Source organism: Aphanizomenon sp. CS-733/32 (assembly GCF_028330045.1).
Lineage (GTDB): Bacteria > Cyanobacteriota > Cyanobacteriia > Cyanobacteriales > Nostocaceae > Dolichospermum > Dolichospermum gracile.
Genome location: NZ_JAQMSE010000128.1, coordinates 1 through 15,721, shown reverse-complemented (window position 1 = coordinate 15,721; position 15,721 = coordinate 1). Strand labels below are relative to the sequence as shown.

General features: G+C 36.8%; 13 protein-coding genes and 1 pseudogene. 5 read left to right on the top strand and 9 right to left on the bottom strand.

The features are described 5' to 3' along the window. Nucleotides 1-123 precede the first annotated feature (123 nt). Both PN471_RS10035 and PN471_RS10030 read left to right on the top strand, forming a co-directional pair. Nucleotides 124-729, top strand: coding sequence for a flagellar assembly protein H (locus PN471_RS10035; protein ID WP_271776724.1), 606 nt, complete (start codon nucleotides 124-126; stop codon nucleotides 727-729). Nucleotides 730-890: 161 nt separating this feature from the next. Then, the gene (locus tag PN471_RS10030; RefSeq protein ID WP_271776723.1) at nucleotides 891-1,127 is read left to right on the top strand and encodes a UPF0175 family protein; all 237 of its coding nucleotides are present in this window, start codon (nucleotides 891-893) and stop codon (nucleotides 1,125-1,127) included. A 94-nt stretch (nucleotides 1,128-1,221) separates the two neighbouring features. On the opposite strand, the gene PN471_RS10025 is transcribed toward PN471_RS10030, so the two are convergent. From PN471_RS10025 to nifJ, 3 genes are all read right to left on the bottom strand, one after another. After that, a complete protein-coding gene (locus tag PN471_RS10025) occupies nucleotides 1,222-1,866 on the bottom strand; it encodes an MAE_28990/MAE_18760 family HEPN-like nuclease (protein WP_271776722.1) in 645 nt (214 codons plus the stop codon). Continuing rightward, nucleotides 1,863-2,957 (bottom strand): DUF262 domain-containing protein, encoded by a 1,095-nt coding sequence (locus tag PN471_RS10020; protein WP_271776721.1) that lies wholly within the window; start codon nucleotides 2,955-2,957, stop codon nucleotides 1,863-1,865. The genes PN471_RS10025 and PN471_RS10020 overlap by 4 nt, the downstream gene beginning before the upstream one ends. A 168-nt stretch (nucleotides 2,958-3,125) precedes the next feature. Then, nucleotides 3,126-6,689 carry a pyruvate:ferredoxin (flavodoxin) oxidoreductase gene (gene nifJ, locus PN471_RS10015; protein ID WP_271776720.1) on the bottom strand — a complete coding sequence of 1,188 codons (3,564 nt, stop codon included), beginning with the start codon at nucleotides 6,687-6,689 and terminating at the stop codon, nucleotides 3,126-3,128. 446 nt (nucleotides 6,690-7,135) lie between these two features. Between nifJ and PN471_RS10010 the strand changes: the two genes are divergently transcribed. From PN471_RS10010 to PN471_RS10000, 3 genes are all read left to right on the top strand, one after another. After that, a complete protein-coding gene (locus tag PN471_RS10010) occupies nucleotides 7,136-7,396 on the top strand; it encodes a hypothetical protein (RefSeq protein ID WP_271776719.1) in 261 nt (86 codons plus the stop codon). A 557-nt stretch (nucleotides 7,397-7,953) separates the two neighbouring features. Continuing rightward, complete coding sequence (locus PN471_RS10005) at nucleotides 7,954-8,250, top strand: hypothetical protein (RefSeq protein ID WP_193893731.1); 297 nt, start codon at nucleotides 7,954-7,956, stop codon at nucleotides 8,248-8,250. Nucleotides 8,251-8,254: 4 nt separating this feature from the next. Beyond that, a complete protein-coding gene (locus tag PN471_RS10000; protein WP_271776718.1) occupies nucleotides 8,255-8,668 on the top strand; it encodes a type II toxin-antitoxin system VapC family toxin in 414 nt (137 codons plus the stop codon). On the opposite strand, the pseudogene PN471_RS09995 reads toward PN471_RS10000, so the two are convergent. From PN471_RS09995 to PN471_RS09970, 6 genes and pseudogenes are all read right to left on the bottom strand, one after another. Next, nucleotides 8,660-8,815 (bottom strand): annotated as a pseudogene (locus PN471_RS09995) (LuxR C-terminal-related transcriptional regulator); the annotation flags it as partial. The gene PN471_RS10000 and the pseudogene PN471_RS09995 overlap by 9 nt on opposite strands. 228 nt (nucleotides 8,816-9,043) lie before the next feature. Continuing rightward, complete coding sequence (gene chlP / locus PN471_RS09990) at nucleotides 9,044-10,264, bottom strand: geranylgeranyl reductase (RefSeq protein WP_271776717.1); 1,221 nt, start codon at nucleotides 10,262-10,264, stop codon at nucleotides 9,044-9,046. 388 nt (nucleotides 10,265-10,652) lie between these two features. Beyond that, the gene (locus PN471_RS09985) at nucleotides 10,653-11,243 is read right to left on the bottom strand and encodes a Uma2 family endonuclease (RefSeq protein ID WP_271776716.1); all 591 of its coding nucleotides are present in this window, start codon (nucleotides 11,241-11,243) and stop codon (nucleotides 10,653-10,655) included. 84 nt (nucleotides 11,244-11,327) lie between these two features. Beyond that, the gene (locus tag PN471_RS09980) at nucleotides 11,328-12,119 is read right to left on the bottom strand and encodes an SDR family NAD(P)-dependent oxidoreductase (protein WP_271776715.1); all 792 of its coding nucleotides are present in this window, start codon (nucleotides 12,117-12,119) and stop codon (nucleotides 11,328-11,330) included. A 175-nt stretch (nucleotides 12,120-12,294) separates the two neighbouring features. Further along, nucleotides 12,295-13,809: a thioester reductase domain-containing protein gene (locus PN471_RS09975; RefSeq protein ID WP_271776714.1), complete on the bottom strand. Its 1,515-nt coding sequence runs from the start codon at nucleotides 13,807-13,809 to the stop codon at nucleotides 12,295-12,297. A gap of 2 nt (nucleotides 13,810-13,811) precedes the next feature. Continuing rightward, nucleotides 13,812-15,482, bottom strand: a complete 1,671-nt coding sequence (locus PN471_RS09970; RefSeq protein ID WP_271776713.1) for a PfaD family polyunsaturated fatty acid/polyketide biosynthesis protein — start codon at nucleotides 15,480-15,482, stop codon at nucleotides 13,812-13,814. Nucleotides 15,483-15,721: the final 239 nt, after the last annotated feature.

The following is a 15,721-nucleotide window of genomic DNA, read 5'->3' as shown; positions in this document are numbered from 1 at the left end:
TGCAGCCTACAAAACAAAAAACAAATCTCAAAACCAAAGAACCGTGGGGCGCACGGTCTTAAAGCTCAGTTAATGTCCTCATAGAGGAGTCACTGAGAAGCCCACACTCACCTGAAAGGGAGTGTGTGGAGTACGTCACATTATCGAGTTAGAGGTTATCGGCGTTTTCCTGACAAAGAGATGCGCCAAGTAGTGATTTATTTGAGAAAAACAGATTCTGAATTAGTCCATGAGAATAGTTTCAGATTAAACAAAACCCACCATGAGTTTGAAGTAATCCGTCTATGGGAACAACCAACGGAACAATTTATGAACGCGCCCAGTTTATTACCATTTGCGGTGCTAAGTCAGACAGAAGATCCTACAATGGTATTGAGCCAGGTAGCACAAGCAGTCGAAAAAATTAAGGATCAACAACAACAAAGGGATATAGCTGCTGCCAGCAGTATTTTAGCTGGGTTGGTGTTAAATAGAAATGTAATCAAGAAAATTTTCAGGAGTGAGATTATGCGCGAATCAGTAATTTATCAAGACATCCTTGAAGAAGGTGAAGCTAAAGGTGAAGCCAGAGGCAAAGCTGAAGGTGAAGCGAAAGGTAAGGCTGAAACAACAAGAAAATTGGCTATAAATTTATTACGAATTGGTATGAATTTAGAGCAAATTGCTGAAGTCACTGAATTATCTCTTGAACAAGTTCGAGATTTACAACAAGAAATTCAATCATTGTAAAACTAAGTATTTGTAGTCATTTTTCAGTAAAGAGTGCGATTCCTACGGAGCGCTTCGCTATCGCTCTCCGTAGGCATCATGTATACCTCACAACTAACGAAGATGAGCGATCGGCTTTCACAAGGTAACACCAGTATAATCATAAAAATGGGAGGATATCAATGAGCTTAGTCATTTCCGAAGATATTGTCCAAGCAAGTGGATTATCAGAAAAAGAATTAGTTTTAGAATTGATTATCTTATTATTTGAAAGGAAAAAAATTAGTATCGGTAAAGCATCTCAACTGGCAAAAATGCCTTTACTGCAATTTCAGAATGAATTAGCTATGAGAAACATTAATATTCATTATGATGAAACTGATTTAGACGTTGATTTAAAAAACTTGGGAATTATCTAAAATAGTCCTTGAAACAAGATATTTTTCATCTATTATTCTGTGTCAATTTTTGTGGCATATCGTGTTCTATTTATATTTATAAGGAGATATATATTTAATTTTTCCTATATTTTTCATTCATAGCAGCATCTAAAATATCATTTTTCATATCTTCCATCATTTTAACAACAATATTATAAATATCAGTATATCCATCATAATCAACCAGTAGATACTTACCATGTGCAATCTTATTCCTTCTTTCAACAAGATCAGCATCTATTTTTTTCTCCTTTAATTGATATTTTTTATAATCTACTCCTATGATGATACATATATCACGAAATACCCAAAATTTTAAGTTTGATTTAGTATCAATTATTCCTTCGTAGGGAATATAAGCTCTTTTATTTAATTCATTTAACATGAAATCAACAAGAGTTTGTTGTAATTCAAATTTATTAGTTTTTAGTTCATTTATTTGCTTTTTAAAACACAAAGCTACAAAACATGACTGAAGTTGATTATGATTTAATCCTTTCAATGAAACAAAATTTAAGTAATTCTCAGCCGCATTTTTGATAAATCCTTCCCAATGAGCATATAATAAAGTTATTCCTGCTCTAATTAATGCGTGTTGCTCTTCATTTTGTTGACTGGGAATTTTACTTTTAATAATACTAAGCTCCTTGATACGCCAGGCAAAATCCTCGTGCAAGTTATCAATAAGCATCTGTTCTGTTTTGTTATCTTTGCTCATTTCTGAAAATGTTGTATGCCAAATTGAACCATTTTAGGTATTCTACTTTTTGCATTTGAACCCGAACCACTATACTGAGTGAAATCATTGGCTGACCATATCTGCTCCACCTTATCTTTCAATATAGAAACGTCGAAGTCAGAATCAGAATAATCATTTATATTATTCCCTAAACCAACAGTAATTGCTTCATAGGCTGATTCTAGAAATTGTCCTTTAAATCTTTCACTATCATATTTTTTAAAAGTCCCTTCTCCTGTTGCTTTATTTAACAATGAAAAGAGTTTGTAAAATTTCTGTTTTTCACTTTCTAAATCGAAATTGGGATTTTGGCATATAGATGTTAATGAATCAGTTAAGTATTCATTTACATCTTTACTGTTTAGTGGAAAGTGAGAACAAGCTATATATCTCAGAATGAGTTCCATGTCATAGCGTTCTTTGCTGAGTCTGTCTGAAATGGAAATACAATTCTGGAAATCTTGATTATCTGCTAAATTACATAGCCATGAATGTACATTTTTATCAATCATGATCAGCAGGCAATTACGCACTTCTTGATATGATAAAAATGAACCTCCAGTATTTAGTCTTTCAAAAATTTCAAACTTAGCATTAATATCAGACTCTTTTTGAATAATTTCTATTTGAATTTTAGCTCTTTTAAAATCAAGTTTAACCGAACCAGATAAGTTGTGTTCTTCATCCTCTGCTCCTTCCCACATTACCCCTTTTAAACTTGGAAGTATTTTAGTTCCTTCCAGTTGGAGACATTCCTTTTTATTGCCATTTTCATCTTTAAGGCTACCTACAAATTCTAAAATAGTAGATATTCTTTGTAATCCATCTACTAATTCCCAAACACCATCTTCTCTTTGATAAACAAAAATCGAGGGTGTGGGAATACCCAGTAATATAGATTCAATAAATTTGGATTTTTGCTGCCCACTCCATCTAAAATATCTTTGAAATTCAGGATTAATAATCAGTTCATCATTATTGTAAATGCTGATTATTTCTCCAATAGACATTGGATAGCTATCTTTCCGAAATTCCTTAGTTTTTGCTTTGATATCTTCTAGTAAACTCATATCACATTACCTCATTAGTGTTATTATACACAACTACCAGATAAAAAGTCATAAAAATTTTGACAACTTTCCTCTATGTTAGTTGAAGAAGGACAAATACAGCTAGATATATAAAAATACTTAAAAATCAACTACCCCTCCTTGTTAGTAAAGAGGGGTGAGAGGTGTTTAAACTTTCCTCTCTGCTAAATATTGATACATTTCCCAACGCGCATTAACTTCCATTTGCGCTTGTTCTAGCAACAACTTCGCCACCGCCGGTTTACTCTTCGTCAACATCTTAAACCTGTTCTCCTGGTACATGGATTTTTCCACTGATTCAGAAGGTGCTTTCATATCCAATTGTAGGGGGTTCTTACCCTCATTTTGTAATGCCGGATTATAGCGATATAATAACCATCTTCCTGCATCTACCAACGCCTTTTGTTGTTGTAAACCAGTGGTCATATCAATACCGTGAGCAATACAATGACTGTAAGCAATAATGATTGATGGACCATCAAAAGCTTCCGCTTCTAAAAATGCTTTGAGTGTATGTTCATCTTTCGCACCTAACGCCACACTCGCCACATAAACATTACCATAAGTCATAGCCATTAAACCTAAATCTTTCTTTGGTGCAGGTTTTCCACCGGTCGCATATTTGGCAACTGCGGCTTTGGGAGTGGCTTTAGAAGATTGTCCTCCGGTATTAGAATAAACTTCTGTATCCATGACCAAAATATTCACATTGCGGCCTGTGGAAATCACATGATCAATTCCACCAAAATCTATATCATACGCCCAACCATCACCCCCAACTATCCACACACTTTTCTTAACTAAATAATCAGCTAAGGATTTTAGATTTTGGATTTTGGATTTTAGATCTGCGTCTTTTGTAGTTTCCGCAATCTCATCTAATTTATGTTTGAGAATGACGATTCTTTCCCGTTGGTCCCAAATATCAGCTTCGGTTTTTTGTTCGGCCTTGAGAATGGCATTCACTAAATTATCGCCAATTTCACTACTTAATTGTGACAATAATTCCGCTGCAAATTCTGCTTGTTTGTCTATAGATAAACGATAACCAAAACCGAATTCTGCATTATCTTCAAATAAACTATTGGACCATGCTGGACCTCTTCCCTCAGCGTTTTGACTCCAAGGAGTTGTGGGGAGATTTCCACCGTAAATGGAAGAACAACCGGTGGCGTTGGCAATAAGTGAGCGATCGCCAAACAATTGTGTTAATAATTTAAGGTAGGGCGTTTCTCCGCAACCAGCACAAGCACCGGAAAATTCAAACAACGGTTCTTGTAATTGCTGCTGACGAATTTGGTTTACTTTCAACTTTGTGCGATCGGGATTTGGTAAACTCAAAAAGAAATTCCAGTTTTCCCGTTCTTGTTCCCGCAAAGGTAACTGGGGACTCATATTAATCGCCTTGCAGGTGGGTTCTGCCTTGTTTTTGGCAGGGCAGACACTCACACAAATTTCACAGCCTGTACAGTCCTCTGGCGCTACCTGAATGGTGAATTTCTGGTTAGCAAAGCTCTTATCTTTGGCGTTAGTGGACTTAAAAGATATGGGTGCGTTGACTAACTCACTGGGTTGATAAGTTTTGGCGCGAATAGCAGCGTGAGGACAAACCATCACACATTTACCGCATTGAACGCAGACATCAGCATCCCAAACGGGGATTTCTTCCGCAACGTTGCGTTTTTCCCATTTTGCAGTTCCACTGGGAAAAGTTCCGTCAGCAGGTAAAGCACTCACCGGCAAATCATCACCTTCCCAGACCATGATTTTGCTAAGAACATTCTCGACAAATTTGGGTTTGGTGATTGGTGATTGGTGATTGGTGATTGGTAATTGGTAATTTTCCTTTTTGGGAATTTCGATTTCATGAAGATTTTCTAAGGTGTTGTCTACAGCTTTTAAATTCATGCTGACAACTTCCGCGCCTTTTTTACCATAGGTTTTTTCTATGGCTTGTTTGATTTTACTAATAGCTTCTTTTTCTGGTAATACTCCCGCTAAAGCAAAGAAACACACCTGCATGATAGTGTTAATTCTGTGTCCCATACCACTATCTTTTGCCACTTGACTAGCATTAATAGTGTAAACTTTCAGGTTCTTGTCAATAATTTGCTGTTGAACTTTTGAAGGTAGATTTTCCCAAACATGATCAGCATAATAAGGACTATTTAACAGCAAAGTCGCCCCTGGTGCAGCAGCTTTTAAAATATCAATGGTTTCCACAAATCCCCAATGGTGACAACCGATAAAATTAGCTTTGTCTATGAGGTAAGTTGAGCGAATTTTTCCAGTTCCAAACCGCAGGTGAGAAACTGTCATTGAACCGGATTTTTTAGAATCATAAACAAAGTAACCTTGGGCGTTATTTTCTGTGCCTTCACCGATAATTTTGATGGAGTTCTTATTTGCCCCCACTGTACCATCTGAACCCAAACCATAGAACATGGCGCGAACTACATGATCTGGTTCTGTAGAGAAATTAGGGTCAAAATTCAAAGAAGTGAACGTGACATCATCATTAATCCCAATTGTGAAATGATTTTTGGGTTTAATTTGAGTCAGATTATCAAAAATACTCTTCACCATTGCGGGAGTAAATTCCTTAGAAGACAGTCCATATCTGCCCCCAACAATTTTCGGGAATGTAGTTTTTTTCCAACCTTCATAAATAGCTGTCACCACATCTAAATATAAAGGTTCTCCTGCACTTCCAGCTTCTTTAGTTCTATCAAGGACAGCAATGGATTTAACACTATTTGGTAATGCTTCTATAAATCTGGCAACATCAAAAGGACGGAAAAGCCGCACTTTGATAACTCCGACTTTTTCCCCTTGGTTATTGAGATAATCTACGGTTTCATGGACAGTTTCACAACCAGAACCCATAATCACAATGACTCTTTCTGCGTTAGGTGCGCCATGATATTCATAGAGTTTGTAATATCTACCTGTGCGTTCTCCAAATTTATCCATTATTTTTTGAACAATATCGGCACAACCATCATAATAAGGGTTTGCACCTTCACGGGATTGAAAGTAAACATCAGGGTTTTGTGCCGTTCCTCGTAATACTGGTTTATCTGGAGTTAAGCACCGTTGACGATGTGCAAATACTAAAGACTGGGGAATGAAAGCTTGTAAATCCTCATCAGATAACAACTCAACTTTCTGCACTTCATGGGAAGTTCTAAACCCATCAAAAAAGTGCATAAATGGCACTCTTGCTGCTAAAGTTGCTGCATGAGAAATCAAAGCAAAATCATGACTTTCTTGGACAGAAGCTGAACACAAAAAAGCGAAACCCGTCGCTCTAGCAGCCATAACATCACTATGATCACCGAAAATAGATAAAGCGTGGGTAGCTAAAGAACGGGCAGAAACATGAATGACAAAACTGGTTAATTCTCCGGCAATTTTGTACAAATTAGGAATCATTAATAATAATCCCTGAGAAGCAGTGAAAGTTGTACTTAATGCCCCCGTTTGTAATGCCCCATGGACAGCAGCCGCAGCCCCTCCTTCGCTTTGCATTTGGGTAACACTGGGAACAGTTCCCCAAAGATTTGATTTATTTTCCGACATCCAAGCATCAGCCCATTCACCCATATTTGAAGATGGGGTGATAGGATAAATAGCAATTACTTCATTTAATTTGTAAGCTACACGGGCAACGGCTTCATTACCATCAATTGTGGCATAAGATTTGGGCATGATTTTCCTTCTGTGTGTCTTTTGGTGGTTGTTTCAATTTTTCCGTAGGGTGCGTCAGATTGATAAATAGTCGAATTTAAGTATGATTTAACGTCTGACGCACCTTACTAATCTATGCAGAGAAACCAAAAAGATAAGCATTGAAAACAGCTAAAGTCAGGAAGTTAATTTATGATATTTTCTACAGTTTTATTAATTATCAATTATTACTCATGAATTATTCTGACTTTTAGCCAATATTTTGATTATAGCAAATAGTAAATCTTCTAGATATATCAATATTAATGTTGTACTCAATAGCTATAATCTTTGATTTATCAAAGTTAAATGATTGTCATGGGGTGGAGGTGCGGGAAGTTTTTGGGCAAGATAGTTGACAGTTATCCAAGGTTTTACAGTATAATTTAAAGTTAATCACCTGTATTAACACCCAATCAATATCAATTATGACTTATCGAGATCCTGAAATTGAAATTGAACTATTACGCCTAAAGAGTGAGTTAAATATATCTGGAAAGAATAACAGTCAACGTAATTCTCAATCTCAAAGTTTAGATGATGTTATCACTAAGTTAAATCACCTTGTGGGAATGGAAAATGTCAAAAATGACATTAATACTTTTATCAATTTTCTCAAAGTTCAGAAAATGCGTCGGGAACAAGGTTTACCAAATATTTCTATTTCCCTACATTCAGTATCGCTCTAAGCGAAGCCATGCCCGCAAGGACTTTACACACCCTACTTGATAAATAACTTTGGCATTTCTGAAATTTCCTAAAATTGCGATCGCTCCCGATGCTTTCGCATAAGTTACTATCGTACTATTATATCATTTACATCAATTAAAAAACTTAAATAGCGCGATATTATCGGTTAATCTTAGGGAACACCAAAAAATAAATTACCCAATTTTGTGGGATGGGCATCCTGCCCGTCCTTGATGATTAGCGGGCTTTTCGTCCCGCACCACAAGGAATTTTTGGGGATTTTATTTCTTGGAAGTCCCTTAGATAACAGAACCCAAGATTATGAAAAAAAATTAAATAAAACTACTCATTATCTCTAATAACTTGTTGTATTGGTTCATTTGATGACGAAATTATTACATTTCGCCGATATTTTAGGGGAAGTTAATGAAATGTAACGCACCATTCATCTGTTTGAAATTAAAAACATCTCTTTAAGTGCGATTATTTATTTTCTCGGTTGAGTTAAGAGGCTATGCTATAATAACGTATACTGTCAAAAATATCTCACAAAAATATGAACAACACATCGCTAAAAGAAAAAACTGCCTTTAACCGCATCTCAGCAATCATAAAATATTTGATCGCTAATAACAGTGTGTATCAAGAAAGATTGGAACAAGATAAAATGATTCAGAAAATATACGAACTTTTTACTAAACCAAATTCTGGTGATGATATAGATACAATTGCTGAAGATGACTTAACAGAAAGAATTAGTAAAATGTTAGCTGTAGAAGCAATCAGTGGTTTGTTAAATGATTTTACACCAGAAGAAATGGCAATATTTGATGAAGCAGTGAAACGGAAATAAGTCAATGGGATATCTACTAGATACTAATATGGTTACAGCAATTCTCAAGGAAAATCCAAAAGTAACCAATCAGCTAGAAAGTTTAAATCGTCAAAACGAGGAAGTTTTCATTAGTGGGATTACTTACTATGAAATTGAGCGAGGACTCTTAGCAGTTAAAGCGGTAAAGAAATTATCAGACTTTGAAAAATTTTTGAATAAATACCAAGTTTTACTCTTGGACGATATGGCAATTTTTCAGAAAGCGTCAGAAATCTATGCTGATTTAAAACAAAGAGGTTTACCAATTCAAGATGCAGATATATTTATAGCAGCTACGGCTATTATTCACAATTTAATTGTAGTTTCCCATGATTCTGATTTATTAAGAATAAAAGAATTGCAATTGGAAGATTGGTTACAAGAGGAATTAAATTAAATCATTTTTAATCAACCGTTTTTGCAAAGCCACAACAACAGCTTGAGAGCGATCGCTCACTTCTAACTTTTGTAAGATAGCATGGATGTTTACCATTACCGTTTACGGTGTAATATAAAGTGCAATGGCAATTTCTTGATTAGTTTCCTCTAAGAGACTTCCAATTAGAAAAATACCCAAAAATTTCTTGTGGTGCGGGCATCTCGTCCGCTAATAATACAAGGTTAGGTTAAGGGACAGCGCAACCCAACGCTTATGTTGGGTTTTATGCTTTTTCTCTGCGCCTTTGCGTTTGGGGGTGAAACAAAAATAATATGTAATTCACCCAAAAAAAAGAAGTCCAGAAACGAATTTCTGACTTCTGATTTCCTATATTTAGGGTGCAAGGGCGTTACCACGAATTAAACTACCAAGGGTTTTGGCAGTAATTTTTAACTGGGTAAAGGGGTTAGCAGGAACTACAGTTTTATAGAGATAACTATCAAAAGTTAGCTTTTGTACATCCATGTCATCACACATTTCTACAAATGCTTCACGGGTAGCATCGGAACGATAGAAGACGTTTTGAAGAATGTCTAATACTTTGTAGGTGAGTCCGTATTTCTGATCCCAACGCTTGATGTACACTTTGAGGTCTCGTTCCGTGGGAATCCGCGCCCCACCCTTAGCGGCTTCCACAATGGCTTCAGCGCACATTCTGCCAGATTTAGCAGCGAAGTAGATACCTTCCCCGGAGGACTTGGTAACATAACCAGCCGCATCTCCTACCAAGGCTATGCGACCGACAACGCGACGGGGGCGGGGATGTTCAGGGATGGGGTGTGCCTCGATTTTGATGATTTCACCGCCGGCGAGTTTTTCTGAAGCACGGGCGCGAATACCAGCTTGGAATTGTTTGATTTTGGCTTTGTTAATGTGCATTGTGCCAGTACCTACCGCTACGTGATCATATTTGGGGAATACCCAAGCGTAGAAGTCGGTGGAAACATCATCGCCAACGTACATTTCGGCGAGGTCGTTGTAATAGTCCATTTTGTCTTGGGGAAGACGAATGCGTTCTTGGAAGGCGATCGCATAATTGTAATCTCCAGCACCCATATCCTTGGCAACGCGGGAATTTGCCCCGTCAGCACCCACGATTAAATCCACCTTTAGGGTTTTGGTAACGCCTTGCGCCCCGCCCCCTGTATGGTCAACGTAGTGAATGGTATAGGGGTCGGTATTGTTCCCAGGAATATCAACTTTATGAACAGTGGCGTTAATTAAATTTGCCCCTAATTTTGCCGCCCGGTCCCGCAGGAAACCATCCAGCACTTCTCGGCGGCACATTCCTATATATTCTTCTTCATTTATCAGATTGATATCAACTTCACGATTAGAAGGAGAAATCATTTTCATCTTCCGTACCCGACGGTCAATAATTGCCGGAGGTAAGTCAAACTCACTCACCATACAGAGGGGAATAGCACCCCCACAAGGTTTGGCGTTATCTAACTTGCGCTCAAACAAATAGGTTTCAATCCCAGCTTTAGCTAGGGTTTCGGCAGCGCATGAACCCGCAGGTCCCGAACCCACAACAGCAACCCGTAGTGTCAAAGGTTTTCTCCTAATTATAAATATTTTCCCAAAGTATCCTATCACGGACTTTTGGTTGAATTTCCTTTGTAGCTCCAGGTTTTGATATAAATACAATATTCCTTAATATTTCGACATGAAACCCGTGTTTTTTATATCTTATGAGTAAATATTAGTCAATGATAACTAGAAGAACAACTAATCATTAAATATGGACGTTGCTGAACTGAGGTATAAAAATCAAACATTCTATTTCTCAAACTCTTACTCTCTGCGCCTCTGCGTGAGAAAAAATCATACCTTCATTCACCAAAGCCGAAAATTCGGCATTGCTGATTAAGGGTATGAATTTTAGTCTCACGGCAAATCAGTGTAAGAGCAAATACAGGATATCAAAGATACATTATGATTATTCTTGATTTTCATTACTTTGGGTAAAATTTACCTGTTCATATATTTCACTTAAAGCAATCTGAAAATCTATAGTTTGTAATGTTAAAATATCTGACTCCGATTCTAACTCTGTGAATATCCATTTACCATCATTTGTTTTCACATATTGCATAACATGATATTGATATTGATTGATTAAGATATATTCTTTAAATTCAGGTATAGAACGATAATACATGAATTTATCACTTTGGTCATAATTACTAGTTGATTTAGATGAAACTTCAGCAATTAATAAAGGATTCATCACAGTAGTAGTATTTTCAGTAGCATAAATAGGTTCTCCTTGAATTATCATCACATCAGGGTATGTATGTTGACGATAACGCGGTATCCACAAGCGGACATCACCAATATAAACGTCATAGTTTTTCTTTCTTAATCCGTATTTTAAGGAAGCTGCGAAATTAAGAGCTATTTTATTATGATTTGTTGTTCCTCCAGTCATAGCTATAATTTCTCCATCTCGATATTCGCTCTTATACTCTGCTTGTTCTTCGATTTCTAAGTATTCTTCTGGTGTGTAGTATCGTGTTTGTGTTTGCATAATATCAACACAGAGTTAATAATTGTGATATTCATAATATTCTATCATGATCTAATTTTGTGACGGTTCAGCAGTCCTAAACCCCTACTTCTCTTCCTGCATACTTCTGACAATTTTTGTGACCATTTTTCTCGGAATAAACCTCACACATTTTGACATCATTTTATTCATAAATCCAGGAATAACAATTGTCTTTTCTCTCATTAACGCATCATAGCCCATCTGAGCCACAGTTTCCGCATCCATCATATTTTTCCCCTTCAGCATTTTAGAATCTGCCATGCCGGTTCTTTCATGAAAAGCAGATGCCGTTGAACCTGGACAAAGAACTGTGACGGTGACACCTGTACCTTCTAATTCATTAGCGATCGCTTCTGAAAATGATAAAATATAAGCCTTAGTGGCAAAATACACTGCCATTAACGGACCTGGTTGAAATGCAGCCGCAGAAGCAACATTTAATATCTTGCCATGACCTTGTTTAACCATTTCTTTGAGAAACAACTTAGTTAAATGGGTCAGACAAACTAAATTTACCTGCAACATTTCCAATTCAGTCTTGAGGTTAGTTTCATTAAATAACCCATAAGTACCAAACCCGGCATTATTTACCAGAATATCAACTTTAATACCAGATTCTTGTAATTCTGTGAAAATTTCTTCAGGAGATGTACATATAGATAAATCTTTAATAATAGGTTTAACAGAAATTCTAAACTCTTCTGCAAAATCAACAGCTATTTTTGTGATTTTTTCTGCTAGTCTATCTACCAAGACTAGATGATAATTATTATGAGCGAAAATACGAGCTAATTGATAACCAATACCATTAGCTGCACCCGTAATCAAAACTGTTCCCTGACATTTTATGTTCATTTTAAGAAAGTTGATTTAGCTGAAATTCGCACTAACTAATTCTGCCAATATCCCTATATTATAACAAATTTAAATCAAGCTACATATAATTAATATTTCCAGAATAATTAACCGCAGATGAAGGCGGATAAACTCTGGATTTAATAATTATGTGCAGCTTCACCTAAAATTGATATTAAGCAAGACTTAGGAAACCAGTTTGTACTAAGTAAGATGTGTAAGTCATCAACAATTGAGAATCAATGGTCGGACAAACAATGGAACTACCTTTTAATGCTGCTAGAGTTGCTTCACAACTGATAATTGGTCTTCTTGCTTGTAAATACAAATCAGGAATGGTGATTTGTTCATCAGACCAACGTTCTAGTAAAAATGGCCGCAATGTATATAAAGGATTGTCTTGAGATGTGACATTATTAATTAACTCTGCTTGCCACTCTTCATAAGGAATCATCTTCAGTGAAAATCCAAAAGAACGCACCCAATCAACTAAAGATTTTAAAGAAGCAGGTTGAGGATGTTGTAAATGGAAAGCTTTACCTAGAGATGTTTCTTGTCGAGAAAGATAAACAACAGATTTGCTGACATAATCAACAGGAGACATATCTAACATATAATCTACATCAGGGAAAGAACCCATTTGTAGACAACCTTTAATCATCAAATTGATGAAATCATGGGTATTACAAATTCCAGTTTGGCTATCTCCAGAAATTAAAGGAGGTCTATGAATAGTGATAGGTAATCCTCGACTACCAGCAATTTTCACTAATTTTTCTGCCACCCATTTAGTTTGGGAATAACCGAGAAAAATACCTTCCCAATCATGAAAATCATCATCTTCTTTAACTAGCTTACCAGCATAAGCACTGGATTCAAAAACAGCCACACTAGAAACATAATGCAATGGCTTAACTTTAGTTTGACAAGCCAAACGCAAAACTTCTTGTGTACCCAAAACATTTGCTGTTTTTAATGCTGAGTAAGGATAAACATAATTCAGTAAAGCTGCACTATGATAAATGACATCAATATTAGCTGCTAGATTTTGAAATTGTTCTCCATTAATTCCTAAATGTGGCTGTGCTAAATCCCCAATAATGGGGATAATTCTGGCACTATATTCATCTTGCCAAATGCCATATTGTTGCAAATTATTTTCTAATTTGCTCTTACCTTCTTCCACATTACTGGCACGCACCAAACAATAAAGAGTTGCTGCCGATACTTCTAGTAATTCCTTGATAATAAAAGCCCCTAAATAACCTGTTCCCCCGGTTAAAAAGATGTTTTTAGGGTTAGTAATAGCAACAGCAGTGCCTATGGGTTGAATAGTGGGGTCTAGAACAGCTTCCGCAGCCAAATCTAGAAGAGGAGGAGCAAAACCAACAGGGGAATTTGTGCTTGAACCTGCATCTTGTAGCTGAGAACCATCACTAGATTCTTCTGACAAACGTTGGGAAAGTGCGGCAATATTGGGATAATGCCAAAGTAAAATAGGAGAAGGTTTAAAACCTAGTAATTCTTCTAATTTACTAATGATCATCATGGCTTGAGCAGAATCCAAACCATAATTTTCCAAGTTTTCATTAACATCAATTTCTGAAATTCCAACTCCCACAACTTCCGCAAGATGAGAAACTAGAAATGCTTGAATACTTTCAGCACTATGAGACTGTTTTAAATTCATTTTTACTTCTCCAATGTAGAAGGAATTGGCTGATATTGACTGTAATAAGTAGGCATTTGCAAACCCTGCATTTTTAAACTATGGCTGCGATATAAAAATGCTGTCCCCTTCATAATTTGGTCAGCAACATCAACCACATGACGCTGATTAGGTTCTGACAAATATGAACCACGCACCCAGTCATTGAAGCCACCCATAGCTGGACCGCACCATATTTGATAATCAACTTCCCGACCTTTTTCACCAGTGCTAGACCAGCGGGAAGATAATCCTAAATACCAGCGAAAGATTAAAGCCATTTTTAATTTAGGATTATTAACAGCTTTACCCAATTTCTCAGGATTCTTTTGGGATAAATAAGCGGCTGTTCCCTCCCAAACTTCCGCAAGACTTTTACGGAAAATTTGTTTTTCTAGCTTCTCCTTTTCGGCTTGAGGAATCTGTTCAATAGAGTCGTAAGTGCGATATAACTCATACAATTTTTGCGATCGCATAGGAAACATTGTTCCCCGTTTGAGAACTTGTAATTTGACTCCCATTTCAAACATATCGGCGGCGGGAGCCATTGTCATATCTGCCATTTCTGCTTGTGCTAACAACTTTTTAGTATGTTCACAAGCACCAGATTCCACACAAGATTGATTAATTGAACCGGTCACAATATAAGCAGCACCCATGATAAAACCAGCTAATGCTGCTTCAGGTGTACCAATACCTCCAGCCACACCAACTCTAATCGGAACTGAGTAATTATATTGCCTTTGAATTTCATCTCGGAGGGCAATAATTGAAGGTAATAAACATACTAAAGGACGATTATCTGTATGACCACCAGAATCAGCTTCAACGGTAATATCATCAGCCATTGGCACTTGTCTAGCCAAATTAGCTTGCAATTCCGTGATTAGTCCTTGCTCAAGTAATTCTTTGAGGATTCTTTCTGGTGCGGGTTGCAAAAATTTAGTGGCAACTTCCCGACGAGAAATCTTAGCAATGACCTTATTTCGGATATCAATTTGATTAGCGGCATTTAATCTTAACCCAGCAACCCGATAATAAACGATATTAGGAGTTAAGTCTAAAAATGCTGATGCTTCTACAGTTCTGACACCATATTTCAGATATAAATCTACAGCGCGGCGTTCAATAGCTGGTTCGTTAGGACTGTGAATTAAATTGAAAGCATAAGGACCATTAGGTAATGCTTCTTGAATAGTATTAATCGCAGTTTCTAACCGTTCTGGAAGTAAACCACCTGCACCAAAAGAGCTTAAAATTTTCTCTTTTCCGAGGGCAATTACCATTTCTTCGGAAGCAATACCCCCAGCCATTGCTCCTGTCATGTAGGCATATTTTACACCATAAGCGGCGAGAAAACTAGAGTCGCCAAGTTGTTGTAAACGTAGGGGTGGAAGTGAGATTAAAAGTTCTGCTTGTCCAGATGAACCATTATCAGCAGGTGCTAAATAACCATCATTAGTAGCACCAATTCTTCCTGCTATTTTAATAATATAACAAGGTTTATCTGATGTTAATAGTTTATCTTTGATGACACTTTTTTCAAAGCTCACACAATCTAATGAACCTTTCCAAATTTGGTTTTGATGATGATTACAGGTGAAAAATCCCAGTCCATTATCGTGTTTATTTAGTACCGTCTCGATTGTTGTCAAGGTAATTATTCCTCAATTTATAAGCAAAGGATGTGAAATGAAGAATTTAGCTCACGCAGAGGCGCAGAGGCACAGAGAAAGAGCGTTAATCTTTTTACGTCTTAGAGGATGTTTGAAAAGTTTCCGGCGATTAGAAATCGCTACTACACAAACAAAGTCCACCTGCGTGGACTAACGAAAAATCAAGGCTTTTGAACCCACGAAGGTGGGTTTCGTCTGTGTAGCTGCGACTTCTAGTC